The organism is Aquabacter sp. L1I39 (assembly GCF_017742835.1).
Lineage (GTDB): Bacteria > Pseudomonadota > Alphaproteobacteria > Rhizobiales > Xanthobacteraceae > L1I39.
In genome coordinates, this window is sequence record NZ_CP072392.1 from 3533588 (window position 1) to 3559763 (window position 26176).

The 26176-nt window shown below is 64.5% G+C and carries 24 protein-coding genes; 8 read left to right on the plus strand and 16 right to left on the minus strand.

The features are described 5' to 3' along the window. Positions 1 to 25: 25 nt before the first annotated feature. From J5J86_RS15965 to J5J86_RS16015, 11 genes are all read right to left on the minus strand, one after another. A complete protein-coding gene (locus tag J5J86_RS15965) occupies positions 26 to 1435 on the minus strand; it encodes an ammonium transporter (RefSeq protein ID WP_209099705.1) in 1410 nt (469 codons plus the stop codon). 432 nt (positions 1436 to 1867) lie between these two features. Beyond that, on the minus strand, positions 1868 to 3223 hold the full coding sequence (gene glnT / locus J5J86_RS15970; RefSeq protein ID WP_209099707.1) for a type III glutamate--ammonia ligase: 1356 nt from the start codon (positions 3221 to 3223) through the stop codon (positions 1868 to 1870). Between the two features lie 77 nt (positions 3224 to 3300). Continuing rightward, on the minus strand, positions 3301 to 4635 hold the full coding sequence (locus J5J86_RS15975; protein ID WP_209099709.1) for an FMN-binding glutamate synthase family protein: 1335 nt from the start codon (positions 4633 to 4635) through the stop codon (positions 3301 to 3303). A gap of 77 nt (positions 4636 to 4712) precedes the next feature. Further along, positions 4713 to 5420, minus strand: coding sequence for a protein glxC (locus tag J5J86_RS15980; protein WP_209099711.1), 708 nt, complete (start codon positions 5418 to 5420; stop codon positions 4713 to 4715). Next, on the minus strand, positions 5417 to 6316 hold the full coding sequence (locus tag J5J86_RS15985) for a class II glutamine amidotransferase (RefSeq protein ID WP_209099713.1): 900 nt from the start codon (positions 6314 to 6316) through the stop codon (positions 5417 to 5419). Before J5J86_RS15985 ends, J5J86_RS15980 begins: the two co-directional genes overlap by 4 nt. Before the next feature lie 113 nt (positions 6317 to 6429). After that, positions 6430 to 7086: a helix-turn-helix domain-containing protein gene (locus J5J86_RS15990; RefSeq protein ID WP_209099715.1), complete on the minus strand. Its 657-nt coding sequence runs from the start codon at positions 7084 to 7086 to the stop codon at positions 6430 to 6432. Positions 7087 to 7193: 107 nt separating this feature from the next. Further along, complete coding sequence (locus J5J86_RS15995; RefSeq protein ID WP_209099717.1) at positions 7194 to 8447, minus strand: RNA polymerase sigma factor; 1254 nt, start codon at positions 8445 to 8447, stop codon at positions 7194 to 7196. Beyond that, positions 8444 to 8815: a YciI family protein gene (locus J5J86_RS16000; RefSeq protein ID WP_209099719.1), complete on the minus strand. Its 372-nt coding sequence runs from the start codon at positions 8813 to 8815 to the stop codon at positions 8444 to 8446. Before J5J86_RS16000 ends, J5J86_RS15995 begins: the two co-directional genes overlap by 4 nt. Before the next feature lie 107 nt (positions 8816 to 8922). Continuing rightward, entirely contained in the window at positions 8923 to 10311 is a 1389-nt protein-coding gene (locus J5J86_RS16005; protein ID WP_209099721.1) for an ATP-binding protein, read from the minus strand. Then, positions 10308 to 11030 (minus strand): response regulator, encoded by a 723-nt coding sequence (locus J5J86_RS16010; RefSeq protein WP_209099723.1) that lies wholly within the window; start codon positions 11028 to 11030, stop codon positions 10308 to 10310. Before J5J86_RS16010 ends, J5J86_RS16005 begins: the two co-directional genes overlap by 4 nt. A gap of 40 nt (positions 11031 to 11070) precedes the next feature. Further along, on the minus strand, positions 11071 to 11610 hold the full coding sequence (locus J5J86_RS16015) for a MarR family winged helix-turn-helix transcriptional regulator (RefSeq protein WP_209099724.1): 540 nt from the start codon (positions 11608 to 11610) through the stop codon (positions 11071 to 11073). 211 nt (positions 11611 to 11821) lie between these two features. On the opposite strand from J5J86_RS16015, the gene J5J86_RS16020 reads away from it, so the two are divergent. The 4 genes from J5J86_RS16020 (at position 11822) to dctA (ending at position 16862) form a co-directional block, all read left to right on the plus strand. Then, positions 11822 to 12712 (plus strand): branched-chain amino acid aminotransferase, encoded by an 891-nt coding sequence (locus J5J86_RS16020; RefSeq protein WP_209099725.1) that lies wholly within the window; start codon positions 11822 to 11824, stop codon positions 12710 to 12712. Between the two features lie 237 nt (positions 12713 to 12949). After that, positions 12950 to 14239, plus strand: a complete 1290-nt coding sequence (locus tag J5J86_RS16025; RefSeq protein WP_209099726.1) for a dicarboxylate/amino acid:cation symporter — start codon at positions 12950 to 12952, stop codon at positions 14237 to 14239. Positions 14240 to 14241: 2 nt separating this feature from the next. Then, entirely contained in the window at positions 14242 to 15549 is a 1308-nt protein-coding gene (locus tag J5J86_RS16030) for a cation:dicarboxylate symporter family transporter (RefSeq protein WP_209099727.1), read from the plus strand. Beyond that, complete coding sequence (dctA, locus tag J5J86_RS16035) at positions 15546 to 16862, plus strand: C4-dicarboxylate transporter DctA (RefSeq protein ID WP_209099728.1); 1317 nt, start codon at positions 15546 to 15548, stop codon at positions 16860 to 16862. The genes J5J86_RS16030 and dctA overlap by 4 nt, the downstream gene beginning before the upstream one ends. Before the next feature lie 28 nt (positions 16863 to 16890). Here the strand turns inward: dctA and J5J86_RS16040 are convergent, their stop codons facing one another. The 5 genes from J5J86_RS16040 to uvrC all read right to left on the minus strand — a co-directional run bounded on the left by J5J86_RS16040 (position 16891) and on the right by uvrC (position 21932). Beyond that, positions 16891 to 18327 carry a KAP family P-loop NTPase fold protein gene (locus tag J5J86_RS16040; RefSeq protein ID WP_209099729.1) on the minus strand — a complete coding sequence of 479 codons (1437 nt, stop codon included), beginning with the start codon at positions 18325 to 18327 and terminating at the stop codon, positions 16891 to 16893. Between the two features lie 79 nt (positions 18328 to 18406). After that, complete coding sequence (locus J5J86_RS16045) at positions 18407 to 18883, minus strand: molybdenum cofactor biosynthesis protein MoaE (protein WP_209099730.1); 477 nt, start codon at positions 18881 to 18883, stop codon at positions 18407 to 18409. A 4-nt stretch (positions 18884 to 18887) separates the two neighbouring features. After that, a complete protein-coding gene (moaD, locus tag J5J86_RS16050; protein ID WP_209099731.1) occupies positions 18888 to 19139 on the minus strand; it encodes a molybdopterin converting factor subunit 1 in 252 nt (83 codons plus the stop codon). Further along, the gene (pgsA, locus tag J5J86_RS16055; protein ID WP_209099732.1) at positions 19136 to 19774 is read right to left on the minus strand and encodes a CDP-diacylglycerol--glycerol-3-phosphate 3-phosphatidyltransferase; all 639 of its coding nucleotides are present in this window, start codon (positions 19772 to 19774) and stop codon (positions 19136 to 19138) included. The genes moaD and pgsA overlap by 4 nt, the downstream gene beginning before the upstream one ends. A gap of 91 nt (positions 19775 to 19865) precedes the next feature. Then, positions 19866 to 21932, minus strand: a complete 2067-nt coding sequence (uvrC, locus tag J5J86_RS16060) for an excinuclease ABC subunit UvrC (protein WP_446698621.1) — start codon at positions 21930 to 21932, stop codon at positions 19866 to 19868. Positions 21933 to 22159: 227 nt separating this feature from the next. On the opposite strand from uvrC, the gene J5J86_RS16065 reads away from it, so the two are divergent. The 4 genes from J5J86_RS16065 to J5J86_RS16080 all read left to right on the plus strand — a co-directional run bounded on the left by J5J86_RS16065 (position 22160) and on the right by J5J86_RS16080 (position 26163). After that, positions 22160 to 22783 carry an outer membrane protein gene (locus J5J86_RS16065; RefSeq protein WP_209099734.1) on the plus strand — a complete coding sequence of 208 codons (624 nt, stop codon included), beginning with the start codon at positions 22160 to 22162 and terminating at the stop codon, positions 22781 to 22783. A 206-nt stretch (positions 22784 to 22989) separates the two neighbouring features. Further along, positions 22990 to 23685, plus strand: coding sequence for an outer membrane protein (locus tag J5J86_RS16070; protein ID WP_209099735.1), 696 nt, complete (start codon positions 22990 to 22992; stop codon positions 23683 to 23685). Positions 23686 to 24306: 621 nt separating this feature from the next. Further along, on the plus strand, positions 24307 to 24945 hold the full coding sequence (locus tag J5J86_RS16075; RefSeq protein WP_209099736.1) for an outer membrane protein: 639 nt from the start codon (positions 24307 to 24309) through the stop codon (positions 24943 to 24945). Positions 24946 to 25170: 225 nt separating this feature from the next. After that, on the plus strand, positions 25171 to 26163 hold the full coding sequence (locus J5J86_RS16080; protein ID WP_209099738.1) for a Gfo/Idh/MocA family protein: 993 nt from the start codon (positions 25171 to 25173) through the stop codon (positions 26161 to 26163). Positions 26164 to 26176 lie beyond the last annotated feature (13 nt).

The window sequence follows — 26176 nt, forward strand, 5'->3', positions numbered from 1 at the left end:
CTCCTTGTGCTCTAAGGCGTGAGGATCAGAGCTTGGCTTCCTTGCGCTGGATCGCCTCGAAGGCGGCTTCCATGCCGGAGGCGGCGGGGTAGGTGACGGGGATGTGCTTGCCGTCGAGGCCGTGGATTTCCACGGCAGGCGCCACCCGCAGCAGGCCGGCCATCTTCAGCAGCTTGCCGATGATGAGGCCGGGGATGAGGCCGAAGCCCAGCGCAAACACCAGCGAGCCGATGATGTTGCCGATGGGGGTGACAACCGGGAGCCCTTCGGCGTTGCGGCCGAACCAGCCGGCGCCTTCGGACAGGGCAATGAGCGTCCCGTCCGAGGGCATGATGGCCGGGTAGCCCCACAGGGCGAAGCCCGCCACGATGCCGCCGAACAGGCCGCAATAGCCATGCACGGCCACCGCTCCCACCGCGTCGTCGATCTTGTACTTCCGCTCCACCCAATAGTGCAGCTTGTAGGCCATGATGGTGCCGGCGATGGCGATGATCATGGCGACCACGGGATGGTAAAGGTCGTTGCCGGACGAGGCGCTGATCAGCCCGGTGAGGCCGCCGGAATAGGTCCAGTAGGCATTGCCGTTGCTGATCAGGTAGGCCGTGACCATGCCGCCGAACAGGGCCATGAGGAAGTTCATGGTGACGCCGGACAGCGTGATCGGAACGCCATAGATGTTGGTGGCGGTCCAATAGGGCGCCGCTTCCGTGCCCACGTTCGCGATCGGGATGTGGCAGGCGGCATAGAAGCCCCAGAAGCCCACATAGATCATGAACAGGCCGATGGTGATGAGCCAGGGATTGTGCGCAGGGATTTCCCGCGGCGTGCCATCGGGGGCGAACTTCCCGATGCGCGGACCCACATGGATGAGAATGCCGAGCGTCGCAAAGCCGGCAACCGAGTGGAGGATGGCCGAGCAATACTGGTCATGATAGCCCAGATACTGTGCCATCCAGCCATTGCCGGCCCAGGCCCAGGCGGCGGGGACGACCCACGCAATGGCGCCCACATAGACGGCGATGATGAAGAAACCCGAGGTCTTGGTGCGCTCAATGAGGGCGCCGGAGACAATGGAGGCCGCCGTCATGCCGAACAGGGCGAAGGCCGCCCAGAACACGCCGGAGATGCGGTCCGTGAGGTTGGGCGCGATCTTCGTGGACCAGGGCTCGAAGCCGGTCTCAAAGCTGAGCGCCGTGGACGACACCGGCCAGCCCTGGAAGGCGATGTAGATCCACATGCCGAACAGGAAGAAGGCAAGACCGACCAGCGGAATCGCCATCGTGTTCTTCAAAAGCGTGTGCTGGACATTCTTAACCCGCGCAGCGCCGACTTCGTACATGCAGAAGCCGACATGGATGAAGAACATGAGGACGACCGTCAGGAAGAAATAGAATTCCGTGAATATGGTCGTCAGGGCTGTCAATTGATCTGTCATGCTGATCCCCAAACCCGTTGCCCTCAGCCGGTGGGCCTGCGCCAGATGTTTGCGAGAACATCGGCCTCGGCCAGATCACAGGCATTTCACTCTGGAGCAACTTTTATGCCAGAGAGGTGACGCGAGGGGCTGAGCCGCAGCGCCATGCCGATGGGGCAGACCCTGGGACAGGAGACGTGGCTCTAAGTCATTCGGGACGCGATGATTTCCTGCTCGCGCCCCATTACTTAACGGCCTTTGGGGCAGCATCAATAAAAGGGCGATGTGGCAGATTGCTCGTCAATGGTCGCGTCATCTGCACAAAGAACAATCTGTCATAGAGGCCGGCTGCCTGCCGAACGGGCGGAAAACGGTGCTGTCCAACAAAAAGGCCCCGGACAGATGTCCGGGGCCCAAGGCAGAGGAAGAGAAAGAAGGCAGGCGCGCCGCCGGTCAGATGTCCAGCGTGTTGTCCCGCTCCCACTGGGTGAGATGGCGGGAATAGGCGTTCCATTCCTCGGTCTTGAGCTTGAGGTAACCGGCGACGAAGCTCTCGCCGAGGCTGTCCTTCAGCACCTTGGACTTCTCCAGCGCACGCATGGCGTCCAGCATGTTGAGGGGCAGCTTCTTGGCGCCCTTCACCTTGTGGCCGTCCGTATACATGTTGATGTCGAGGCGCTTGCCGGGATCACGGGCATTGGTGATGCCGTCGAGGCCCGACGCCAGGACGCCCGCCTGGAGCAGATAGGGGTTGGCCGCGCCGTCGGCGAGGCGGAACTCGAACCGGCCGGCATCGGGGATGCGGATCATGTGGGTGCGGTTATTGCCCGTATAGGTCACCGTATTGGGCGCCCAGGTGGCGCCCGAAATGGTGCGCGGGGCGTTGATGCGCTTGTAGGAATTCACCGTCGGATTGGTGATGGCGCACAGCGCGTCTGCATTGTGGATGAGGCCGCCGATGAAGTTATAGCCGAGCGAAGAAACCCCCAGCTCGCCTTTGGGATCGGAGAAGGCGTTCTTGCCCTTGTTCCAGAGCGAGACATGCACATGGCAGCCGGAGCCCGTCAGATTGATAAAGGGCTTCGGCATGAAGGTGGCGCGCAGCCCGTGCTTCTCGGCGATGGACTTGACCATGAATTTGAAGAAAACGTGCCGGTCGGCGGTCAGCAGGGCGGCATCATAGTTCCAGTTCATCTCGAACTGGCCGTTGGCGTCCTCATGGTCGTTCTGGTAGGCGCCCCAGCCAAGCGTCAGCATGGCATCGCAAATTTCCTTGATGACCTCGTAGCGGCGCATCAAGGCGGACTGGTCGTAGCAGGGCTTTTCGGCGCGGTCGGAGCCGTCCGAGATGGCGGTGCCGTCGGCGGAGATGAGGAAGTATTCGCACTCGACGCCGGTCTTCATCTCGTAGCCGAGGCTGGAGGCAGCCGCGAGCTGCTTCTTCAGCACCGTGCGCGGCGCCTGCGCCACTTCCTGGCCGTCCATATAGAGGTCGGAGGCGAGCCAGCCGATTTCCGGCTTCCAGGGCAGCTGGATGAGGGAAGAGGCGTCCGGCACCGCGAACAGGTCGGGATCGGCCGGGCTCATGTCGAGCCAGGTGGCAAAGCCCGCAAAGCCCGCGCCCGCCTTCTGCATGTCGCCGATGGCGGAGGCGGGCACCAGCTTGGCGCGCAGGCCGCCGAACAGGTCCACATAGGAGATGAGGAAATATTTGATGCCCTTCTCCTGCGCGACCTTTTCAAGGTCGGCGGAGGCGGCGATGGAGGCGCGGCCTTCGGCTTCGCGCGGCAGGTCGAACGAACGGGTCATGTGCTGTCCCCTGGAAGGTCTTCGTTTTCGTTACGCAAAACCGCGCCGGTCGTGCCCGGCGCGGCTGGATACTGAGGTCAGAAGCCGGTGCGGCCCGGGATCCAGTTGGTGCCCGCCAGCGGCACGCCGGCCATAGCGGCGGCCTCGATGGTGAGCGAGACCAGGTCCTCCGGCTCCAGATTGTGCAGGTGGCTCTTGCCGCAGGCGCGGGCGATGGTCTGGGCTTCCAGGGTCATCACGCCCAAGTAATTGGCGAGGCGACGGCCGGCCTTGATGGGGTCGAGGCGCGACCACAGTTCGGGATCCTGGGTGGTGATGCCCGCCGGATCGCGGCCCTCGTGCCAGTCATCATAGGCCCCCGCCGTGGTGCCCAGTGCCTGGTATTCTTCCTCATATTGCGGGTCATTGTCGCCCAGCGCCACCAGGGCCGCCGTGCCGATGGCCACTGCGTCGGCGCCGAGCGCCAGGGCTTTGGCCACGTCCGCGCCATTGCGGATGCCGCCGGAGACGATGAGCTGCACCTTGCGATGCATGCCGAGATCCTGCAGCGCCTGCACCGCCGGGCGGATGGCGGAGAGGATCGGAATGCCCACATGCTCGATGAACACGTCCTGCGTGGCAGCCGTGCCCCCCTGCATGCCGTCCAGCACCACCACGTCGGCACCGGACTTCACGGCGAGGGAGATGTCGTAATAGGGACGGGAGGCGCCGACCTTCACATAGATGGGCTTTTCCCAGTCGGTGATCTCGCGCAGCTCCTCGATTTTGATTTCGAGGTCGTCCGGGCCGGTCCAGTCGGGATGGCGGCAGGCGGAGCGCTGGTCGATGCCCTTGGGCAAGGTGCGCATGGCGGCGACGCGATCCGAGATCTTCTGGCCGAGGAGCATGCCGCCGCCGCCGGGCTTGGCACCCTGGCCGATCACCACCTCGATGGCATCGGCCTTGCGCAGGTCGTCCGGGTTCATGCCATAGCGGGACGGAAGATACTGGTAGACCAGGGTGGAGGAATGGCCGCGCTCTTCCGGCGTCATGCCGCCATCGCCCGTGGTGGTGGAGGTGCCCATGGCCGAGGCGCCGCGCCCGAGCGCTTCCTTGGCGGGGGCCGAGAGGGCACCGAAGCTCATGCCGGCAATGGTCACCGGGGTCTTCAGATGGATGGGCTTCTTGGCAAAGCGGGTGCCGAGCACCACGTCGGTGCCGCACTTCTCGCGATAGCCTTCCAGCGGATAGCGCGAGACCGAGGCGCCCAAGAACAAGAGGTCGTCGAAATGGGGCAGCTTGCGCTTGGTGCCGCCGCCGCGAATGTCATAGATGCCGGTTGCCGCGGCGCGACGGATCTCGGCCAGCGTGTGCGGATCGAAGGTGGACGAGAAGCGCGGCAAGGTGCGCGGGACATTGGTGTGGGAGGTCATCTGATCCTCACGCGAGAAAAGACGTTTGACGGGGCGCGGCAGGCGTCCTCTCCCGCAGGCGGGAGAGGGGAGGGCGCTCAGTAGGCGCCGGCATTGTCGATGTGGAAATTGTAGAGCTGACGGGCGGAGCCGTAGCGCTTGAACTCGGACACATCGACGGTGCCCGCGAGGCCCGCGGCCGTGAGCTTCTCGTGCAGATGCAGCTTGTGCTCCTCGCGCAGCTCCTTCTCGATGCAGTCAGCACCGAGGCTCTTCACCGAGCCGCGCACGAAGAGCTTGGCCTCATAGAGGCTGTCGCCCAGCGCATCGCCCGCATCGCCGAACACGATCAGCGAGCCGGCTTGGCCCATGAAGGCGCTCATATGGCCCACCGAGCCCTGCACGATGATGTCGATGCCCTTCATGGAAATGCCGCAGCGGGCCGAAGCATTGCCGTCGATCCGAAGCATGCCGCCATGGGCGGTGGCCCCCGCCGACTGGCTGGCATCGCCCCGCACATGGACGAAGCCGCTCATCATGTTCTCGGCCACGCCCACCCCGGCATTGCCGTGAATGATGACGTTGGCCTGCTGGTTCATGCCGGCGCAATAATAGCCCACATGCCCGTCCACCTCGATGGTGAGGGGCGCCTTGACGCCGGCGGCGAGGGCATGGCGGCCATTGGGGTTGAGCACCCGCCAGTGCCGGGTGTTGCTTTCGCCTGTGGCCTTGTGGAGCGCGGCGTTCAGTTCGCGCAGGGGGGTCTCTGCGAGGTCGAACGTGACGTCGGGATTGAAGGCGTTCATGCGGCGCGGTCCCAGAAATAGACGGTGGCGGGTTCGGGCTCGAAGACGCGGGCCTTGGAGATGCCCGGCAGATCCACGAGCGCGCGGTATTCGGAGCCGAAGGCGACATATTGGTCAGTCTCGGCCATCACGGCGGGCTTGCAGGCGATGGGGTCGCGCAGGACGCCGAAGCCGCTTTCCGTGCCCACCACGAAGGTGAAGAAGCCGTCGAGGTCGCCAAGGCCGGCTTCCAGCGCCTCGCCCAGGGACTTGCCCTGCTGCATGCGCCAGGTGAGGTAGCCGGCCGCCACTTCGCTGTCATTCTCGGTGGCGAACGAAATGCCCTCGCGGCGCAGATTGCGGCGCAGGTCATTGTGGTTGGACAGCGAGCCGTTGTGCACCAGGCACTGGTCGGCGCCGGTGGAGAAGGGGTGGGCGCCGGCGGTGGTCACCGCGCTCTCGGTGGCCATGCGGGTGTGGCCGATGCCATGGGTGCCGGACATGCGGGGCAGGTCGAAGCGCTCCGCCACTTGGCGGGGCAGGCCCACTTCCTTGAAAATTTCCATGCGCGAGCCGGTACCGACGATGGCCACCTCAGGGTGGCGCTCGGCGAGCGCCGCGCGCACCGCGCTTTCATGGGCCTTGGGCACCTCGATGACCGCATGGGTGGAGCGCACCACCAGCTTGGGCGCGCCGCCGGACGTCAGCGAGATGGAATTGGCCAGCGCCTCGAAATCATAGCCTTCAACCGCGCGGAGCGAGAGCTTCACATGGTCCTTCTCGCCCGATCCGTAGATGGCGAAGCCGGCGCTGTCCGGCCCGCGATCCGTCATGACGCAGAGCATGGAAGAGAGCATGGCGCCGAGGTCCGGCTCCAGCTTGGGGTCCTTCAGGAAGATACCAACGATGCCACACATGGCGCACTCCGGGCCGGTCAGAAACCTTGACCAAAGTGGTACGCCGCCCAACGCCTCCCGTCAACGATCTAGAATAAAATTTTCTTGGCAGGAAAAGATGGTGGACGGAGCCGTCAGCGCGTGTCGCGGGCGTAGACGATGACGGACAGGTAGGTCATCGGCCGCACGATGAGCTCTTCCGGGCCATGGGCGGCGCCGGAATCGAACATCAGCGAATCGCCTGGCCGCAGGTGATAGGTGCGGTCGGCATGGCGATACATGACCTCGCCCGACAGCATGTAGAGGAACTCCACCCCCGCATGACGGAAGCCCGTATAAGGCGTCGCCTCTTCCGACAGGGTGATGAGATAGGGCTCCACCACGATGTCACCGCCAAGGCCATGGCCGAGCAATTCGTATTGGTGGCCGACCTTGGTGCCCCGCCGCTCGATGATGACGCCCTGGTGGGCGCGCACGAAGGAGCAGTCGCGCCGCTCCTCGAAGGCGGAGAACAGCGTGGTAATGGGGACGTTCAGCGCCTTGGCGATGGATTGCAGCGTCGCCAGAGACGGCGAGATCTGGCCGTTCTCGATCTTGGACAGCATGCCCACGGAAATGCTGGCCGCGCCCGCAAGGTCGGAGACGGTGAGGTCCAGTTGCCGGCGGATGGAGCGCACCTGCACGCCGAGGGCATGTTCCAGGGTGCTCGCGCTTGCCGCCGGTGCGTTCGATCCGGTCACATAATCGACCGCCTCGCTCTGATCGGCGACCTTCGCCTTGCGCTCCGCCACCCTCGTCCCTCCCTGGCCAAGACCCCTTTAGGCAGCTTGCCAGTTTCTGGAGAAGAAAAAACCCCCTTTCGTGCGCCGTTATGCGACGAAAGGCGGATTTGGCGTGATCAGTCGGATTTGTCCGCGCCGGAGAGGTTGTCCAGGTGCATTCGGATGTGGGCGGCCTCGGCCGGGGTGCGGGCAAGCGCAATGGCACGCACAAATGCCTCCCGTGCCTCGGCCGCGCGCCCCAGTTGTTTCAGGAAGGCACCTTTCACTCCGAAGAAATGAAAGTAGCCCGATAGGGGTCCGGCGAGAGGCTCGATCAGCGCCAGGGCCGCCTGCGCACCCGAGACCTTGGACACGGCCACCGCGCGGTTCAACGTGACAATGGGGGAGGGCTGCATGCGCTCCAGGGCCCCATAGAGGAAGGCGATCTGCGGCCAGTCGGTCTCGGCCGGAGTGGCGGCGCGGGCGTGCAAGGCGGCGATGGCCGCCTGCACCTGATAGGCGCCAGGCACGCAATGGCGCATGGCCTTGTCGATGAGGGCCAGCCCCTCCGCGATCATGGGCCGGCTCCACAAGGCCCGGTCCTGGTCCTCCAGCAGCACCGTGCCGCCGTCGGCGGCGAAACGCGCGGGGGCGCGGGCGTGCTGGAGCAGCATGAGGGCGGCAAGGCCCATGATTTCCGGCTCGGCCGGATAAAGACGCAGCAGCAGCCGGGCGAGGCGGATCGCCTCGTCGCACAACGGCCCGCGTCCCGCGCTCTCCGAAGGGCCAGCGGAATAGCCCTCGTTGAACAAGAGATAGACCATGGCCGCCACCGCCCCGAGGCGCTCCGCCCGCTCCACCGGGCCGGGCGGCTCGAAGGGCACGCCGGCTCCCGCCACCTTGCTCTTGGCGCGCGTGATGCGCTGTTCCATGGCGCTCTCCGAGACCAGGAAGGCGCGGGCGATTTGTGGCACGCTCATGCCGCAGACCACCCGCAGCGCCAGCGCGATCTGCTGCGTGGCGGGCAGGTCGGGATGGCAGCAGATGAAGAGCAGCCGCAGGATGTCGTCGCGATAGTCGGCGCCATCAAGCCGCTCGGCCATGCGATCCTCGGCGTCGTCAAGGTCCGAGACGTCTTCCTCGGGCGGCAGTTCCGCCTGCCGGCTGCGGCGGCGCACATGGTCAAGCGCCGCATTGCGCCCTACCAGGATCAGCCAGGCGGCGGGATCGCGCGGCGGGCCGTTCTTGGGCCAGTGGGAGAGCGCCCGGAGCGAGGCTTCCTGGAAGGCTTCCTCGGCGAGGTCCAGGTCGCGAAAATAGCGCAGGAGGGCCGCCACCGCCTGCGGCCGCGCTCCGGCGAGCGTGGAGGCGATGAAGTCCAGCTCGCTCACGCCGTTGCGCCGCCGGGATAGAAGAGCCCGATGGGCCGGATCTCATAGGAGCCGCCGGGATTGGCCTTGCCCAGCGCCCGGGCAATGTCGAGGGCTTCCTCCAGATCCGCGCACTCAATCACATAGAAGCCGAGCAGTTGCTCCTTGGTCTCCGCAAAGGGGCCGTCGAGCACGAGGGGCGGATCGCGGTCCTTGCGCAAGGTGGTGGCGGCGGTGGTGGGCAGGAGGCGCACCACAGGACCGAGCTTGCCGGCGCGGGCAAGCTCCTCCTGAACCACCGCGAGGCGCGCCATCACGGCCTCGTCCTCCTCCTTGGACCAGGCGCAGACCACATCCTCCTGGTGGTAGCAAAGAATGGCATATTGCATGGAACGCTCCCCTCCTGGGCTTAGGCCCGGCCATGCCGAAGGAACGCGCGGCGCGGTCCTGCGCCGACAGCCGGGCTGCATTTTTTCTCAGGCGCCGCGCGCCAGTGTCAGACCGGCAGGCGCAAGGTGGCGCGAAGGCCCCCCATGGGGCTGTCGGACAGGATGATATCGCCGCCATGGGCGCGGGCGATGTCGCGGGCGATGGACAGGCCCAGGCCCGAGCCGCCCGCATCCTGGTTGCGGGCATCGTCCAGCCGCAGGAAGGGGCGGAACACCTCGTCCCGCTTCTCGGCGGGAATGCCGGGGCCGTCATCGTCCACGTTCACGATCAGCCAGCGGGCATCGCGGGTGCCGGAAATCTCCAGACTTTTGGCGTAGCGCACCGCATTGCCCACCAGATTGCCGATGCAGCGGCGCAGCGAATCCGCCTTCACCTCCACCAATGGCGGCCCAAGGAAGCTGGCCCGTGCCACCGCGCCGGACCGCTCCGCATTGGCGCGCAGGTCCTCGATGAGCTGGGCCATGTCGGTGAGCGCCGACTGCTCGCCGGGGTCACCGCGCGCGAAGGCGAGATAGGCTTCCAGCATGCCCTGCAATTCGTCCACATCCTTGCGCAGGGCGTCCACTTCCGGTCCTTCGGGCAGGAAGGCCAGCTCCAGGCGGAAGCGGGTGAGGATGGTGCGCATGTCGTGGGAGACGCCCGCAAGCATGGTGGTGCGCTGCTCGATCTGCCGCTCGATGCGCCGCTTCATTTCCAGGAAGGCCACCGCCGCACGCCGCACTTCGCGGGCGCCACGGGGGCGGAAATTCTCCACATCGCGCCCCTTGCCGAAGGCTTCGGCCGCGTCCGCAAGCATCACGATGGGGCGAATCTGGTTGCGCAGGAACAGGATGGCCACCGCCAGCAGCACCAGCGAGGTGCCCACCATCCACAAGAGGAAGATGTGGGAATTGGAGGCATAGGCGAGACCGCGCGAGGCAAAGACGCGCAGCACCGCATTGGGCATCTTGATGCGCACCTCCAGCAGATCGGAGCGGCCCACCGTATCCATCCAATAAGGCTGCTTCAGCCGCCGGCTCAGCTCGCGCGAGAGCACGCCGTCCAGGATGGAGAAGAAGGGCCGCGCGCTAGGGGCGGGGAGGGGGTCGGGCGGCAGCACGTCGACGGTGAGCTGCAAGTTCTGCCAGGCGATGCGCCGCAGCACCGCCGCATCCTTCTCCGTGGGGAAGGCGGAATAGAGCGCCACCACGGCGGCGATGTCCTGGCTGACGGCGGCGGAGAGGCGGCGGGTGACGGAATTGTAGTGGCGCTCCATGAACACGAAGGCCACCACCGATTGCAGCAGCACCATGGGCATGACGATGATGAGCAGCGAGCGCGGATAGAGGCCCTTGGGGGTGATGCTGTTGAACCACGCCCCGAAGCGGCTGTTCACCGCCCCGAGCCGCGACAGGAAGCCCCGCATCCCGGACCGGCCCGCCGCCATCATGGTCATGGGGTCACCACCAGCCGATAGCCGACGCCACGGACCGTCTGCACAAAGATCGGATTGGCGGGATCGCGTTCCACCTTGCGGCGCAGGCGGTTGACCTGGACGTCCACCGCCCGCTCGCTGGCCGCCCCGTTTCCGGCGAGCGCAAGGCGGGGCACGGTCTCGCCCGGCTCTTCGGCCAGGATGCGCAGCATGTCGCGTTCGCGCTCGGTGATGCGCACGATCTCGCCGCCCTTGGCCAATTCTCCCCGGCCGAGATGGAAGACGAAGTCACCGAAGCGCACTTCCTCGATGGCCTTGGGCGGGGGCGGCGCGGCGCGCTTGAGGATGGAGCCCACCCGCAGCAGCAATTCGCGCGGCTCGAACGGCTTGCCCAGATAGTCGTCCACCCCCGCTTCAAGGCCAGCGATGCGGTCCGGCGTGTCCGAGCGGGCGGTGAGCATGAGGATGGGGACGGGATTGGTGCGGCGGATGTCACGGGCGAGATCCAGACCCGACTCGCCGGGCATCATCACGTCGAGGATCAGCAGGTCGAAGGTCAGCCCCTCCATGCGGCTGCGCGCATCCGCCGCCGAGGCGGCCATGGTGATGCGATAGCCGTGCCCGGTGAGGAAGCGGGACAACAGCGTGCGGATGCGGCTGTCGTCGTCCACCACGAGGAGATGGGGCGCATCGTCCGGGACGGCGGCGGCGGGAAGGTCGGTGGCGGTCTCGGGGCTCATGGTCAGGCCGTCTGCGATCGGAGGAAAGGGCACTTATGGCTCAGGCGGAGCGACCGCGCTCGGCCTTCTGGATCAGGTTTTCCACCTCGGCCCGATCTTCGGGGTCGATCATGGCCACAAGAAAGCGGCGCACCGTCTCCCGCGAGCCCGGCCCGCAGGCCTGCAGCGCCTTGTGGATGCGCCGGCTCTGCACCGCCATGAAGGCTCGGGCCAGGGCCTCGCCCTTGGGGGTGGGATAGAGCAGGCGCTGGCGGCGGTCGGACGCGCCAGCCCGGCTGTCCACGAAGCCCTCGTCTACCAGTTCGCGCAGCACCCGGCCCAGCGATTGCTTGGTGATGCGCAGGATATCCAGCAGGTCGGTGACCCGCATGCCGGGATGCCGGTTCACGAAATGGAGAACACGATGGTGCGCGCGGCCGAAGCCGAGTGGGGCCAGCGCCTCGTCGGGATCGGCGACGAAATCCCGATACGCAAAGAAAAACAATTCGATGAGGTCCACCATGGGGGGGCCTTCCGCCGGCGCGGCGGGGGAATGCGCTTCTGCCAGAGGCGGCGCAATGAGAGGATTTATGTCAGCCATGTTGACTTTTTTCGATCCGATCATTACTCACACAGTCGCGGTGGCGAAAGGATCGGTCTCGAACCGAGGTTCTGGAGTTCGATCATTGCGCTCTTGCCGTCTGTGACCATATTTCAGACGGAAAGTACCCGTACCGGGCATGGCTGCAAAGTCGCGGCCGCCAGGGAGGCAAAGGCCGTCTTAAAGGAACGGCCGCATAGGAGTGAAGACCATGAGTGGTGGAGAGCCTTTCGACAAACGTGACGGTTGGATCTGGTATGACGGGGCCATGGTGCCCTGGCAGGACGCCAAGGTGCACGTACTCTCCCACGGTCTTCATTATGCCAGCTGCGTGTTTGAAGGCGAGCGCGCTTATGGCGGCCGCATCTTCAAGAGCGCGGCCCATTCCGAGCGCCTGCGTCTCTCCGCCGAGATGCTGGACTTCACCATTCCCTATTCCATCGAGGAGATCTGCGCGGCCAAGCAGCAGACGCTCGAGAAGAACGGGCTGGTGGATGCTTATGTGCGTCCCGTCGCGTGGCGCGGCAGCGAGATGATGGGCGTCTCCGCTCAGAGCAATAAAATCCACCTCGCCATCGCGGTGTGGGAATGGCCGAGCTATTTCGACCCCGAGCAGCGCCTGAAGGGCCTGCGCCTGGATCTTGCGGAGTTCCGTCGCCCCGATCCGGCGACCATTCCCTGCAAGGCGAAGGCGTCCGGCCTCTACATGATCTGCACCATCTCCAAGCATAAGGCGGAGCGTCGCGGCTACGCCGATGCCTTGATGCTGGACTATCGGGGCCTGGTGGCCGAGTGCACGGGCGCCAACATCTTCTTCGTGAAGGATGGCGTCATCCACACCCCGAAGCCCGACTGCTTCCTCGACGGCATCACCCGCCGCACCGTGATCGACCTCGCGCGGCGCCATGGCCTTGAGGTGGTCGAGCGGGCGATCAAGCCCGAGGAGCTGGCTGACTTCAGCGAGTGCTTCATCACCGGAACGGCGGCGGAAGTCACTCCGGTGGGCCAGATCGCCGATTGGCATTTCGCGCCGTCGGGCATCACCCATCAGCTGATGGATGCCTATACGGCCGAGGTGCGTCCCAAGCAGGCGGCGGCCTGACCCTCGTCCTTGCGGACCAGATCAGACAGACGGGCGCCGGCCGGAAGGTCGGCGCCCGTTCTCGTTCCGGAGGCGCCCGGGCCGGTACGCCGCGCCCTTTAAGGGCGTGCCCTAACGTCAGATTGGACATCGGTGCGCGCGAAGTAGGTGCAGGCCCGGGAAGCCGTTGTTTTTCCGTGACGTGCGCCCTCTAATGTCGCGCAGTGGCAGGAATTTACCGCGCGCCGTGGGGGCAAGATGCGTCGTCCGCTTTACAAGATCCTCTATGTCCAAGTCCTCGCGGCGGTGGTCGTGGGCGTGATGGTCGGGACCCTGTTCCCTCATCTTGGCGAGGCCATGAAGCCGCTGGGCGATGGCTTCATCAAGCTGGTGAAGATGATCATCGCGCCTGTCGTCTTCTGCACGGTGGTGGTGGGCATCGCCAATATGGGCGATGTGAAGCGGGTGGGGCGGGTCGGCGGCAAGGCGCTGTTGTATTTCGAGGTGGTGTCCACCTTCGCGCTGGTGATCGGCCTCATGGTGGGCAAGATGCTTCAGCCCGGCGCCGGCTTCAATGTAGACCCTGCCACCTTGAATGCTGCCGCGGTGGGCCAGTTCGCCACCGCCGCAAAGCACACCTCCATGGTGGACTTCTTCCTCAACATCATCCCCGACACCCTGGTGGGGGCGCTGGCCAAGGGGGAGATCCTCCAGGTTCTGTTCGTCGCCATCATCACCGGCTTCGCGCTCTCCGCCCTCGGCCCGCGCGGCGAGCCCATCCTCGAAGCCATCCGAAAGGTGGAGGAACTGGTCTTCTCCATCGTGGCCATTGTCATGCGCGCGGCGCCGGTGGGCGCCTTCGGGGCCATGGCCTTCACCATCGGCGCCTATGGCCTCGCCGCCATCGGCAACCTGCTGGAACTGATCGCCACCTTCTACCTGACGGCCACGCTCTTCGTGCTGCTGGTACTGGGCACCATTGCGCGCCTTGCCGGCTTCAGCATCCTCAAGCTCCTGCGCTACATCCGCGAGGACCTGTTGATCGTCCTCGGCACCTCGTCGTCGGAGAGCGCCCTGCCGAGCCTGATGCGCAAGCTGGAGGCGGCCGGTGCCTCGCGCGGCGTGGTCTCGCTGGTGGTTCCCACCGGCTATTCGTTCAACCTGGACGGCACCAACATTTACATGACCCTGGCGACGCTCTTCATCGCCCAGGCCACCAACACGCCGCTCACCATGGGCCATGAATTGGCGATCCTGGCGGTGGCCATGCTCACCTCCAAGGGCGCGGGCGCCGTGGCCGGGGGCGGCTTCATCACCCTGGCGGCGACGCTGGAGGTGGTGCCGGAAATCCCCATTGCCGGCATGGCGCTGCTGCTGGGCGTCGACCGCTTCATGTCCGAATGCCGCTCGTTGACCAATTTCGTCGGCAATGCGGTGGCGACCCTGGTGATCGCGCGCTGGGAAGGCGAACTCGACCGGCCGCGACTGGCCCGCGTGCTGGATGGCGAAACCGATGTCCCGGCGACCGGGCAAGCCCACGCCGGTTGACCATGACCACGACTGCCGAGGAGTCCTTGCCGGAACCAGCCAGCGGTCGCCGTACGCCGCGCTGGCGCAGCCTTCCGGTTCTTGTGCTGGTGGGGGCCGCCGCGGGCGCGCTGACCGGGGCGGCCTTTCCCTCAGTGGGGGCGGCGCTTGGGCCGCTGGCGGACCTGTTCGTGCGCCTGCTCCATCTGGTTGTGGCGCCAGTGGTCTTCTGCACGCTGACGCTGGGCATTGCGGACCTGCGTGACGGGCGCCGGGTGGGTCGCCTCGGGGGCGGGGCACTCGTCTATTTCGAGGCCATGTCCACCCTTGCGCTGATCCTCGGCCTCGCCGCCGGCCTGTTGGTGCGGCCCGGTGAGGGGCTGCACATCCATGCGGCGACGCTCGACCCTACTTTGGCACGGGAGTTTGCCGCCAAGGCCCAGGCGACCGGCCCCGAGGCTTTTCTCCTCGGCATCATCCCCGACACGCTGGTGGGCGCCCTCGCTCAAGGGGGCATGCTCCAGGTGCTGTTCGTCTCGCTGCTCAGCGGATTCGCCCTGTCCCGGATGGGGGAAAAGGCCGCGCCCATGTTGCGGGGCCTGCGCCATCTGCAGGATCTCATCTTCCAACTTGTGACCATGGTCATGCGCGTGGCGCCGGTGGGGGCGTTCGGCGCCATGGCCCTGGTGGTGGGGAAGTATGGCGTCGGCGTGCTGGTGCCCTTCCTCTGGCTGGCGGGCGCCATGTACGGCACGCAGGCCCTGTTCGTGCTGGGGGTGTGTGGTGCCGTCGCGCGGGCGTCCGGCTTCAGCCTGTTCGCGTTGCTGCGCCTTCTGAAGGAGGAATTGTTCGTGGTGCTGGGCACGGCCTGTTCCGAGAGCGCCCTTCCCGGCACCATGCGCCGGCTGGAAGAGGCGGGCCTCTCCAAGGGGGTGGTGAGCCTGGTCGTGCCCGCGGGCTATTCCTTCAACCTGGACGGCACCAACATCTATATGACGCTGGCCATCCTCTTCATCGCCCAGGCCACCGACACGGCGCTCTCCACCGGCCAGATCGTGGCGCTGCTAGCCACGGCCATGCTCACCACGCGGGGCATGCCGGGCATTCCCGGCTCGGTCTTCATCGCGCTCGCCGCCACCTTCGCCATCGTGCCCGCCGTGCCGGCCGCCGGCATCGCCCTGCTGCTGGGCGTCGACCGTTTCCTCAATACCGGCCGCTCGCTCACCAATGTCATCGGCAATGCGGTGGGTGCGGTGGTGGTGGCCCGCTGGGACAAGGGCTACGACCCCGCCCGCTTCGCCGAAGTGCTCGGCGCTCGGAGAGCCACATGAGCGCGCCCCCCGACGTCGCCCTCCGCAAGGACTGGTATCGCTCGCTTTACATCCAGGTGCTGGTGGGAGCGCTGCTCGGGGCCGTGGTGGGCCTGCTGGCGCCGGGCGTCGGCGCCGCCATGGAACCGCTGGGGCAGGCCTTCATCAAGCTGGTGCGGATGATCATCGACCCGCTGGTCTTCTGCACCCTGGTGGTGGGAATCGCCGGCAGCCGGGGCGAGGCGGCCATGGGCCGCATCGGCGGCAAGGCCCTGCTCTATTTCGAGGTCATGTCGACGCTGGCTCTGTTCATTGGGCTTGGCGTCGGCTTCCTGGTCCAGCCTGGGGCGGGCTTCCAGGTGGATCCGCGCACCCTCGATATGGCGGCGGTGGCCCCTTATGTGGACAAGGGCGCCCAGCACACCGTCTCCGGCTTCCTGCTCGGGATCATCCCAGACACGCTGGTGGGCGCCTTCACCTCCGGCGACATGGTGCAGGTGCTGTTCGTCTCGCTCCTCACCGCCTTCGCCTTGCTGCGCCTGGGGCCGACGGGCGAACCTCTGCTGCGGGCCATGGAGAAGCTGGAGGGTTTCGTCTTCGCCCTCGCGCGCCTCGTCATGCTGTCCGCGCCGCTCGGCGCCTTCGGGGCCATGGCCTTCGTGGTGGGTAAGTTCGGCTGGCATGCCATCGGCAGCCTGCTGCTGCTCATCGGCACGCTTTATCTGGCGGAGATCGCCTTCATTGTGCTGGTTCTAGGCACCATGGCGCGGCTGTGCGGCTTCTCCATCTTCAAGCTGCTGCGCTACATCAAGGACGAGATCCTGCTGGTGATCGGCACCTCCTGCGCCGAGAGCGCGCTGCCGGGCCTGATCCCGAAGCTCGAACAAGCTGGCGCGCGGCCGGCGGTGGTGCGCCTGGTGGTGCCCGGCGGCTATGCCTTCAATTCGGATGGAACCAACATCTACCTGACCCTCGCCATCCTCTTCATCGCCCAGGCGACAGGCACGCACCTCTCCTTCGGCCAATTGGCGGGACTGCTGGCGGTGGCCATGCTCACGTCCAAGGGGGCGGGCGGGGTGAGCGGGTCGAGCTTCATCGCCCTTGCGGCCACCTTGAGCGTGGTGCCGGACCTCCCGCTGGCGGGCATCGCCCTCATTCTCGGCATCGACCGCTTCCTCTCCGAGGCCCGCTCCACCACCAACATGATCGGCAATGCGGTGGCGACGCTGGTGGTGGCCAAGTGGGAAGGCGCTCTCGATATGGAGCGCCTCAAGGCGGCGCTGGACGGGGAGAATACGAGTCTAGAGAGATCAATCCCATGTAAGCTTAGATAAAAAGGCTAAAAGAGAGGGGGGAAAATTCCTACACGGATAGGCGGCCGGTCTGACGTATCAGGGCGGGATATGTATTTATTGCAGAATGACGGTCGTTTCTGCTATTATCGCCCGTATTTAACTTCATTTCGTTTAGGAAAGTATTGAATATCCATATTGTTACAGAGTCCTCTGGGGTAAATTTAATCAAATCCTCAAAAGATTTACTCGAAAGATAGATGTATTTTGCCATGACTTGAAATGGGTATGAAATGTTATCATCATCCGAAATCCTCGTTACCTTTTTGAAATGGTAACTTATCATATTCTTTTTTGATCTAGATACGATATTGGCTACTTTGTCCGAATAGGTTAAAGATATGTCGGGGTCTACCCCCTTGTGATAAGCTATAATCATTGGGAATAGTGCTCCAAATTGTATAAGAGAACTTGCGTTCCACGACGTGACGATGCTGTGAAAGTGATCTAAGCACTGTTGTATGTCTCTTAACGATAAGTCGAAGCATGATATGCTCGCCAAGATTGAGTCTTTTGCACTGTAATTGGCTGGCATTTCCAATTGGCTGAGTGGGAGTTTTGCGACTTGCGATTCGACAAATTTCTCTATTGATGGAAGTTCAAGATGATAAGTGCGATCAAAGAATCTTTTTAAATATGATCTAGAATCAAAATTTGCACCGTATATTGACGACACGGAGTGTTGGAGTTGTATACTGTCTGTTGCGATTATGAATACTACATAGTCGGTCTCGAATATGTGCTTTATTCTTTCTAGTAAGAGAATGGCATAGGTGGGTCGGCATCTATCCATCTCGTCTATAACGACAAATAATAGGTCGATTTCACTGTCGTTAGACGTACCTTTTATTGTGTGTGACAGGCCGGATCTGAATTGTTCGATAGTGCGAGATTGTATTTTAAACTTTGATATAAGCTCTTCAGCATTTTTATCGATAATATTCAAAAATGTATCTGATGCATGTTCTGACCCTTCTCTTACAGCCTCTAAATTTTCATTATTGACTACATTGATAACATCTGAAAGTGCATCGCCTGTTCCCTTTTTTATCCAGTGAGAAGCGGCTCCTCTCACAAAAGAATAGGCTATGGACGCACCATTTGCTTTCACTTTTCTCCAGAGCGCTTTCTTCTTTCCGCGGGCAGTGGGGGCAATCACGTCGTCAATCGCCGCCATTACTGGGATCAACGGGTCATCTGCGTAGTCGTTCTGCCATGCGTTTATCTTCGCCACGCGGCGGCCAGATGAAACTAATTGCTCAACAAAGCGGTCCACAAACCAGGTTTTTCCGTACCCCCACGGGGCGTCAATATTGAGAACAAAAGACATTTTTTGACCTGCATGCCCGCGTTCTTCAACTCGCTTAACTAAAAAAAATTCTAAAAATTCAGCGTCTGCTCGCCTGCCGAGAAGGTCTCCTTCCCAAATTCTCTCATGATTGCTCACTGCGATCGCCCTTGTGACCAGTGATAGGATGCCTAGCTAAGTCACCATACAATAAGGAGACGCCGTTTCTAAAGGCTGCCTATTTCCAGCGCGCAGCCGCCATGTCGTCGCTGGCCTTGGCCGCCACCCAGTCTCCGGCAACGCCACGCTCTTCCTTCTTCCAGAAGGGGGCGTCGGTCTTCAGCCAGTCCATCAGGAAGGCGGCGGCGTTGAAGGCGGCTTCGCGATGGGCGGAGGCGGTCACCACCAGCACGATCTGCTCACCCGGCACGATGCGGCCAAAGCGGTGGATCACCCGCGCGCCCTGGAGCGGCCAGCGGGTGCGGGCCTCTTCCACATGACGGGCGATCTCGTCTTCCGCCATGCCCGGATAGTGCTCCAGCACCAAAGCGGTAAGGGGCGCGCCGCCCGTGGCATCCGGCGGATCGGCCCGGCACAGGCCGGTGAAGGAGACGACCGCGCCCACCTCGCCCGTGCCGGACAGCGCGGCGATCTCCGCTGCCGTGTCGAACGGCTCGGCCTGGATGGCGACAGAGAAGGGCTGGGCTGCGGTCACGGGGTCAGCCTCCCGTCATGGGCGGGAAGAAGGCGATTTCCCGCGCCTCGCCGATCAGCGTGTCCGGCTTCACATGCCGCCGGTCGATGGCGGCGCGCACCACGTCGGGCTTTTCGAAGGCGTGGGCATGGGCCTCGTCCCGCCCCGCCAGCCAGCGGGCAAGGTCGGCTACGGTGCGCACTTCGGCGGGAGGGATGACCTCCTCCTGCGCCAGTCCCACCCGCTCGCGCAGCCAGGCGAAATAGAGGATCTTCACGCGTCATCCTCCACCAGATGCCGGGCGCCGGCGCGGAAATAGTCATAACCGGTATAGAGGGTGAGCACGGCGGAGACCCAGAGCAGGCCCAAGCCCACATAGCTGACCCCGGGAAGGATGGCATCGCCCGCCGGTCCCGCCAGCAGGAAGCCCACCGCCACCAATTGCAGCGTCGTCTTCCACTTGGCAAGCCGCGACACCGGCACGGACACCCGCAGCTCCGCCAGGAATTCCCGCAGGCCCGATACCAGGATCTCACGGCACAGGATGACGATCGCCGCCCACAGCGACCACCCCCGGATCGTGCCGTCGGAGGCGAGCATCAGGAGCGAGGTAGAGACCAGCAGCTTGTCGGCGATGGGGTCCAGCATGCGCCCGATGGCCGATTGCTGCGACCAGGCGCGGGCGAGATAACCGTCGAAGAAGTCGGTGACCGCCGCCGCGATGAACAGGCCGAGCGCCACCCAGCGCAGCCATTCTCCGCCATGGAAAATGTCCGACCAGAACAGGCAGGCCGCCACCATGGGCACGGCGGCACAGCGGGCATAGGTGAGGATATTCGGCAGCGACAAGGCCAGCCGGCGCTCGTTGCGGGGCTTGGGGGCGCCAGAGGGGCGGGTCGCGGCTTCGGCCATGGGCTATCAGTCTTCTGGCGTCAAAGGGGCTGCGGCAGGATCGCGGCGTGCCGGACCATGCCGAAGAAAACGGGCGGGGTCGAGGCGCAAGTCACGATGGCGGCTGTTCGTGGAAATAGCCGTAGATGGCCAGGGCCGTCGAGGCGTTGATTCCATCCACCTGCTCGAGATCGGCGAGCGAGGCCCGCTCGATGGCCTTCAAGGTCCCGAAATGGCGCAGCAAAGCGCGCTTCCGGGTGGGGCCGACACCCGGTATGGCCTGGAGGCCTGCATCGGTGATGTCCTTCTTACGCCGCGCCCGGTGCGAACCGATGGCGAAGCGGTGCGCCTCGTCCCGCAGGCGCTGAATGAAATAGAGCACCGGGTCGCGCGGCTCCATGCGGAAGGGCGGCACGCCCTCCACGAAGAACTGCTCGCGCCCGGCCTCGCGATCGACACCCTTGGCGATTCCCACCATGGGCACGTCGGTGATGCCCAACTCCGCCATCACCGCGCGGGCCGCGCTCATCTGGCCCTGCCCGCCATCGATGAGGACAAGGTCCGGCCAGGGGGAGGTTTCCTCTCCGGCGGGTGGCTCCGGCGCCAGTTCGCTGCCGACGGTGGCGGCGGCCGGTTCGGGCACCGGAGCGATGGCGCGGGGGGCTTCCTTCAGGAGGCGGGAGAATCGGCGGGTGAGGACCTCCCGCATCATGCCGAAATCGTCGCCGGGCGTGATGTCGGCCGACTTGATGTTGAACTTGCGGTACTGGCTTTTCAGGAAGCCTTCAGGCCCCGCCACGATCATGCCACCCACCGCATTGGTGCCCATGATGTGGGAATTGTCATAGACCTCGATGCGCCGGGGCGGGCCGGGCAGCCGGAAGGCGGCGGCGACGCCTTCCAGGAGGCGGGTCTGGGTGGCGGTCTCCGACAGCTTGCGGCCCAACGCCTCGCGGGCATTCTGCAAGGCGTGGTCGATGAGGTCCTTCTTCTCGCCGCGCCGGGGGCAGGCCACCTCCACCTTGAAGCCGGACTTTTCCGACAAAGCCTCGGCGATCAGCGCCTGTTCCTCCACCTCGTGGCTGATGAGGACGAGGCGCGGGCACGGCTTGTCGTCATAGAATTGCGACAGGAAGGCGCCCAGCACCTCGGCCTCGGTGAGCGAGCGGTCGGCGCGGGGGTAATAAGCACGGTTGCCCCAATTCTGCCCGGTGCGGAAGAAGAAGACCTCGATGCAGGTGGCGCCGCCCTCCTGGTGGCAGGCGAACACGTCCGCCTCTTCCACCGAGCGGGGATTGATGCCCTGGCTGCCCTGCACGGCGGACAGGGCGGCGAGGCGATCGCGCAGCCGTGCCGCGCGCTCAAATTCCAGCGCCTCGGCGGCCGCTTCCATTTCGTGGGCGAGCTGCTCCTTGATCGCCCTTGACCGACCGGCAAGGAAGGCGCGGGCTTCGTCCACCAACACCTTGTAGTCGGGCGGGGCGATCTCGCCCGTGCACGGCCCGGCGCACCTCTTGATCTGGAACAGCAGGCAGGGGCGGCTGCGATTCTCGTAATAACTGTCGGAGCAGGAGCGCAGCAGGAAGGCGCGCTGGAGCGCGTTGATGGTGCGATCCACCGCCCAGACGCTGGCGAACGGCCCGTAATAGGCGCCCGGCCGGTTGCGCGCGCCGCGATGCTTCAGGATCTGCGGCGCCTCATGGTCGGCGCTGATGAAGATGTAGGGGAAGGACTTGTCGTCCCGCAGCAGCACGTTGAAGCGGGGCTTCAACTGCTTGATGAGGTTGGCCTCCAGCAGCAGCGCTTCCGGCTCGGTGCGGGTGGAGACGAACTCCATGGCCACGGTCGCCGCGATCATGCGGGCGATGCGATTCGTGTGGCCCACCGGGCGGGTGTAGCTGAGCACGCGCTTCTTGATGCTCTTGGCCTTGCCCACATAGAGTACGGCGCCGTCCCCATCGATCATGCGATAGACGCCCGGCCCTGAGGGCGCATGGCGGGCTGCCGCCAGAATCGCCGCGCGGCCCGTGGCGAGCGGACCTTCGGCCACCTCCTCCTCGGGGCCGGAGGGTAGGGAAAGCAGTGCTTCCTCTTCCATGTTCTCCGGCGTGACGATGTCGGGGGGCGTGTCAGGCAGCTCTTTTGCGGATCGCGCGGTCATGGCCGGAAAGTTAGGCATTCGGGCGCGCTGGGGCCAGGGGGGGGCGTGCGGACGCGCGGGAGAGGTGAGGGGATAGGGACAGGAATCGCCATGGGCTTCCGGCGACAGGCGGTTCACCCTTCATTGACCATCTCGAACAATTGGAAGGAGTTCCGCGGGAGCTGCCAGACTTCGTTTGCCATTTCCCCCTAGTGGAAGAGGCAGCGCGCAGTCACGGCTGCGGCAGCGAGCGAGGAGTGTTGAGGATGAAGATCCGAGCCATTGCGGGTTCTGCCGTGGCAGGGCTCGCCATGCTGGGCGCCCTCGCGGTGCCTGCGGGGGCCGCCGACATGAATTCAGGCTACGGCTATGGCTATGCGGCAGCACAGCCGCCCATGTCCTGGACCGGATTCTATATCGGCGCCAATGCGGGATGGGGATGGGGCAGCTCCGGCAGCTATTCCCCGAGCGGTTTCGTCGGTGGCCTCCAGGCCGGCTATAACTGGCAGTTCGCCGGTTCGCCGTTCGTGGTGGGCATCGAGACCGATTTTGACTGGGCCGGTGTCAGTGCCGGGGCTTACAGCACCACGTATCTCGGCACTGTGCGGGCCCGCGCCGGCTTCGCCTTCGAACGTATAATGGCTTATGGAACCTTGGGTTTCGCCTATGGGCAAGGTCAATATGAAGTTTGGGGGCTGAGCAACAGCCAGACTCAGACGGGTTGGACAATCGGGGCAGGGGCGGAATATGCGCTTGACCGCAATTGGAGTGCTCGCGCTGAGTATCTTTATGTGGACATGGGTAGTTCTACTTACTCCTCACTGCTTGGTCCCGCGACACTCGGGTTCGACGGGAGCATCCTTAGGGCAGGTATGAACTATCGTTTCTGAAATCTTAAGCTGCGTCGGTGCGGTAAAAGCCTTGTGATCTCGTCTGGGCCGCGGAACTTGCCTGTAATTGTGTTCCGATGTAGGCTCAATGTCACAATCTCGCCGGGTTTTCTTTCGGCGGTGTTGCAGACGGGTTACAGACGGGCCGCCTGCCCCGATGTATGGTCCTGGTCATCGAGTTTTGTATCGCAATGAAGGGTGTAACCATGTTGAAGCGCGCTCTCGCCGGGGTCTCTGCCCTGGCTCTCCTCGGCGGCGCCGCCTCTGCGGCCGATCTCGCCACGAAGTATCCGGTCAAGGCCGTGGCCCCCGTGGTCCCGGTGTTCTCTTGGACCGGCTTCTACATCGGTGGCAACATCGGCTGGGGCTGGGCTGACAGCTCTCTGAACGTCTCCCCGGTGTTTGGCGCGGCCCCGACCTCCATCGGCGTCGGCAGCGCGAACGGCTTCATCGGCGGTCTGCAGGCTGGCTATAACTACCAGTTCGCCAACAACGTCGTGCTCGGCCTCGAGGCTGACATCGACTGGACGAGCATGGGCTCCAACACCGTCGTGATCTCCAACACGGGCGGCGCTGGCGAGGCTTCGCTCGACTATGTCGGCACGATCCGCGCCCGCCTCGGCTACGCGTTCGACCGCGTGCTGCCCTACATCACCGCTGGTGCGGCTTACGCCAACACCAATTACGGCACGATCTACGGCGTCTCCACCTCCCAGACCAACTGGGGCTGGACCATCGGCGCGGGCGTCGAGTACGCCTTCACCAACAACTGGACTGCCAAGATCGAGTACCTGTACGTCGATCTGCAGGGCAACTCCTACACCATCCCGGCCACCCTGGGTTCGGTCAATGCCGACACCAACCTGAACCTGCTCAAGCTGGGCGTGAACTACAAGTTCTGATCTTCCGATCAGGCTGGTTCTGGGAAGGCCTCGGGCGAAAGCCCGGGGCCTTTCTGTTTTTTGATCCGGCGTTCCGCTACCCCTCCTTGGGCGCCTTCCGTACGGCCGCCGGTGGAGCGGGATGTCAGCCTTCGGGGAGGTCACCTGATCCCTGAGGATGGCCCGGAGCGACAGTGTCATGCCTTCATCACAGTCCCCAATTGGGCCAGGACTGAGGAGCCCGGGAGGAATTCCCGTGGCGGAGAATGGGGCGCCCATTATCGGGCGCCGCCGACATTTGTGCGGTCGGCGCGTCTTCGCGGGATAGTTTCATAAACGACTGATACTAAAAGAGTTTCCATGCGGCATGTCGCGGCGTGAGGGCGGCCCGACGTGCCACTGAGACACCCCAGCTGCGCCATTGGATTGCCTTTTCTCGGTCACCACACAGCCCGTCTTCACCGTCACATTCTCATCGATCAGGAACGCATGCGGGGCCTTCGTCATTGGGACCGCAGGCAGCCTGTGTGGGCATCCCTGGGTCTGACCCCGGATGCCAGAGGTCGTCATGGACGTGGCGCACGGGCGCTTGCCTGTCCGGCCAGTCCGAACGGCCCGCAGAGTGAAGTGAGGTGGACGAAGATGAAGTCGGTTCTCGTTTCCGGCGCCCTCCTGGGCGCGATGGTGGCGGCGCCCGCCATGGCCGCGGATCTCGCGAAGCCGCAGTCCTATCCGGTGAAGGCGCAGGTCGCGGCGCCGGCCCCGGTCTTCTCCTGGACGGGCTTCTATATCGGCGCCAATGCCGGTTATGCCTGGGGGTCCGGCAAGGGGGCGGCCGACTATTACGGCGTGTCTCCCGACGGCTGGTTCGGCGGCGGCCAGGTCGGCTACAACTACCAGTTCCAGAACAACATGCTGGTGGGTGTCGAGGCCGACCTCCAGGGCAGCGACATTTCCGGAAGCGCGAACAACGTCAACAGCAAGCTGGACTATTTCGGCACCGTGCGGGCCCGTCTTGGCTACGCCTATGACCGCTTCCTGCCTTATGTCACGGGCGGTCTCGCCTATGGCAAGAACACCATCAATGATTTCGGCTACAGCGATTCCAACACCCATGTGGGATGGACGGTCGGTGGCGGTCTTGAATACGCCATCACCAACAACTGGACCGCACGCGCCGAATATCTCTACGTGGATCTCGGCAAGAAGACCTACGACAATATCGGCGATGCCGGCATCGCCGCCAGCACCGCCCGCGTGGGCGTGAACTACAAGTTCTGACACAGCGGCGGCGGGCCGCAAGGCCCGGCGAGAGAGACGCGGAACGCGCGGGCGTCCCATCGGGGCCCGCGCGTTTCCGTTTGACGCGCCGCGGCAGGGGCGGCTCGGCCGTAATATGGCGACGCAATTGTTGAAGGCGGGGAGGTATCAGGGTCTTCGGATTGCCTCGCATCCGCCCCATGTCCCGTGATAGACGCGTTCCCGCACATCAGGAGTGAGGCTCAAATGGCGCACGATTCGGCTTCGCTGGATCGCCCCCCGGTGCGGATCGGGGTCACGGGCATCGGCATCATGGGATCCAACCACGCCCGCGTTCTCTCCCAGCTGGCTGGGGTGGAGCTTGTGGCGGTGGCTGACCCCGACCAGGCCCAGGCGGAACGGGTGGCTGGTTTTCTCGGCTGCAAGGCGGTCGGTGACCATCGGGCGCTGCTGGACCTCGGTCTTGACGCCGTGATCGTGGCGGCGCCCACCCATCTGCACCACCCGGTGGCGCTCGACGTCATCAATGCCGGCGTGTCCGTGCTGGTGGAAAAGCCGGTGGCCTCCACCGTGGCGGAGGGCCGCGAGATCGTGTCCGCCGCGCGCGCCAAGGGCGTGACCCTCATGGTCGGCCATGTGGAGCGCTTCAATCCGGCGGTGCAGACGGTCAAGAACGCCATCCGCGACGAGGAGCTTCTCTCCATCGCCATCACGCGCGTCGGCCCCTTCCCGCCCCGCATGTCCAATGTGGGTGTGGTGATCGATCTCGCCGTGCACGACATCGACCTCATCCGCTGGTTCACCGGCTCCGACATCGTGGAGGTGCAGCCCCAGACCTCCAGCGCCATGGCCGAGCGCGAGGACATCGCGCTGCTTCAGTTCCGCACCGCCTCCGGGGTGCTCGCCCACATCAACACCAACTGGCTCACCCCCTTCAAGGCGCGCACGGTGCATGTGGCGACTCGCAAGAAATATGTGATGGGCGACCTCCTCACCCGGCAGGTGACCGAGTGCTTCGACTATCGCCCCGACGGCTCCTATTCCATGCGCCACCTGCCGGTGGCCTATTCCGAGCCGCTGCGCTCGGAGCTGGAGAATTTCGTCGAGGCCGTGCGCACCAAGAAGCCGCCCATGGTGTCCGGCGACGAGGGCGTCGCCAGCCTCGAAATCGCCATCCAGTGCCTGGCCGAACGGGCCGAGGCCACCTTGCGCGCCGACCGCCTGCGGGCGGCCGGTTGATTGCCATTCTCAA